This is a genomic window from Spiroplasma sp. ald (genome assembly GCF_044714355.1).
Taxonomy (GTDB): Bacteria; Bacillota_I; Bacilli_A; order Mycoplasmatales; family Mycoplasmataceae; genus Spiroplasma; species Spiroplasma phoeniceum.
Window position 1 is genome coordinate 1 of the sequence record NZ_RXFY01000129.1, and the last position, 2,439, is coordinate 2,439.

Here is a 2,439-nt window from a genome sequence, read left to right on the forward strand (position 1 = left end):
AATATTTACAATTATTTTAATAGGTTATGCAAGAAGTCTATTGAATTGATAAAACAACACTAAAAAAACTAAAGCTGATTAAAATGGCAAACAATAATTGATAATAAACTTGTCAATCTTTTCAAGTTTTTTTATTGCAAATCATTCTAATTCTCCTTTTAATAGATATATTATAACCATAAAAAAAATACTAGTTCTACTTTTTTTCAACAAATTAGTATTTTTTTTATTTATTTAACTTGTTTTTGATAAACTGATGTTTTTGTTTTATTTCGTCCAAATTTTTCAAACTTAACAATCCCATCAATTAAGGCAAATAAGGTATCATCATCACCACGCCCAACATTTACTCCTGGGTGAACTTTTGTTCCACGTTGACGATAAATGATTGATCCTGCTCTAATTGTTTGGCCATCAGCTCTTTTTGCACCCAATCGTTTTGAATGTGAATCACGACCATTTTTAGTCGATCCTACTCCTTTTTTTGAAGCAAATAACTGTAAGCCTAATGCGAACTTCATCATTATTCTTCAACCTCCTTTACACTAATAAATTTTTGATATTGCTGATAAATTGTTAAAAATTGATAATAAATTGTTTGTAACATAACTTGTAAGTCAGCACTATTATTTTTTACTGTAATAATAATTAGTCCTTCTTTAACAATGAATTGACAACTATTTGGTTTAATTTGATCAATTGCATTTAAACCACCAGTTGCAATTCCTGTTATTGCGGCACAAACAAGATCTTTACCATATTCAGCTGCTTTAGCATGACCAGTAATTTCAATTTTTTTAATTTTTTTCTCAGTTTTCGTAATTATAATCTTAATCATAATGTTTTACTTGTCACTTTGTTTTGTTTTTGATGCTGGTTTTTTTGCTGATGTTGTTGATGAACTTTTAGTTGCTGGCTTTGCTACAGTTGTTGTTTTTCCTGCTGGCTTTGCCGCTACTGGTTTTTTATCACCTGAAGAAACTGCTTTTGTTGTTGCTGTTTTTTCTGTTGTTACTGGTTTTTTATCAGTAACAGGTTTTACAGTTGACTTTGTAGCAGTTGTTGATTTTGTTACCGTAGGTTTAGCTTTGGCATCTGTTGTTGTTCCTTTAGCAGAACCTGATAAAAAAATTTGATCAATTTTAACTTTTGTATATGGCTGACGATGCCCATATTTTTTATGTTGTGTTTTCTTTGGTTTATAATGGAAAACAACAATTTTCTTTTGCTTTCCTTGTTTTAAAATTGTTCCTGTTACTGATGCCCCTTTAATAAAAGGAGTTCCTACTTCTCCATCAATCATTAAAACTTCAGTGAAATTAACTTTTTCACCTTCATTACCATTTAACATTTCAACAAATATTTCATCACCTTGAGAAACACGAAGTTGTTTCCCTCCAGTTTTAATTATTGCAAACATTTTTACACCTCCAGTTTAGACTCGCCTTGTAAGTAGATAAGTATTGCATATCCTTTAGGTACTTAAAAGTCAAAGAGCGGTTGAAACTGAAACAACCATAATTAATTATATCGTTATCTTAAAAAAATTCAATAAATTTTATGTTTTTCTTAAAAATAAATTATTCTTCAGATTGTAAGACACGTTCTTCTTTTTTATTACAATTACAACATTCTTCGCAACTATCGCATACTTTACAATCTGGATCTAAATCATTAATTTTGTTGCATTTTTTTCCACAATCACAAGTAATTTCACGATATGTCCCCATAATGTTTATATACGTTCCCATTTATTTGCACTCCAATCTTTTTGTTAATTTTATCCCTATTTTATTATTATTAGATATCTTATTTTTTCTTATTATCGACTATATGTTTCATCTTCCTCAACTTGTTCAACAGTAAATCTTTAATTCGTTTTGTTTAATTATTTTCTATCTTTTGGAAAAAAGTTATTAGCCTCATTAAATATTTTTTATATTCATTAGCATAATCTTGATTATATACTTTATTGTTTTCAATATTTTTATTTTTTACATTAAATATTGGTTCTAATGCTTTGGCATCAATTTCAGCATTAATTCCACTATTTACATATGTTTCTAATGTTTCATCAATGTGGTCAAAAATTTTAGTTGATATTTTAATAGTTTCATCTTTATTAAAACCAAGTTTTTTTAAAAATATATTAAACTCTTTTTAAACTGATTTATAACTTCTTTTAAAGGTAGACTTTATTTCTGAAATAAATTTCATATTAAATTTTCCTTTTTATATAAGCAAAGTAATTTATTTTAAAAATATTATTTCTATTTTTAAAATCATCTACATCGTGGTTGATTTTACAATTTTTAATGTAAAGTGTCAATAAGGTATAATAGACTTCTTGCATAACCTATTAAAATAATTGTAAATATTTTTAAAAAGATACTAATAGCAAATTATAATTTTAATTAATTATGTCTTTTATTTAAAAAT

At 26.3% G+C, this 2,439-nt stretch carries 3 protein-coding genes and 1 pseudogene; all 4 read right to left on the bottom strand.

All coding sequences use genetic code 4. From position 1 onward, the window contains the following. Nucleotides 1–230: 230 nt before the first annotated feature. Nucleotides 231–521: a 50S ribosomal protein L27 gene (gene rpmA / locus EHU54_RS05440; protein ID WP_400249367.1), complete on the bottom strand. Its 291-nt coding sequence runs from the start codon at nt 519–521 to the stop codon at nt 231–233. A 2-nt stretch (nt 522–523) separates the two neighbouring features. After that, entirely contained in the window at nt 524–838 is a 315-nt protein-coding gene (locus EHU54_RS05445; RefSeq protein ID WP_338989038.1) for a ribosomal-processing cysteine protease Prp, read from the bottom strand. Between the two features lie 291 nt (nt 839–1,129). Further along, nucleotides 1,130–1,420: pseudogene (gene rplU / locus EHU54_RS05450) on the bottom strand (50S ribosomal protein L21); the annotation flags it as partial. 160 nt (nt 1,421–1,580) lie between these two features. Next, nucleotides 1,581–1,751: a hypothetical protein gene (locus tag EHU54_RS05455; protein WP_400249365.1), complete on the bottom strand. Its 171-nt coding sequence runs from the start codon at nt 1,749–1,751 to the stop codon at nt 1,581–1,583. Nucleotides 1,752–2,439 lie beyond the last annotated feature (688 nt).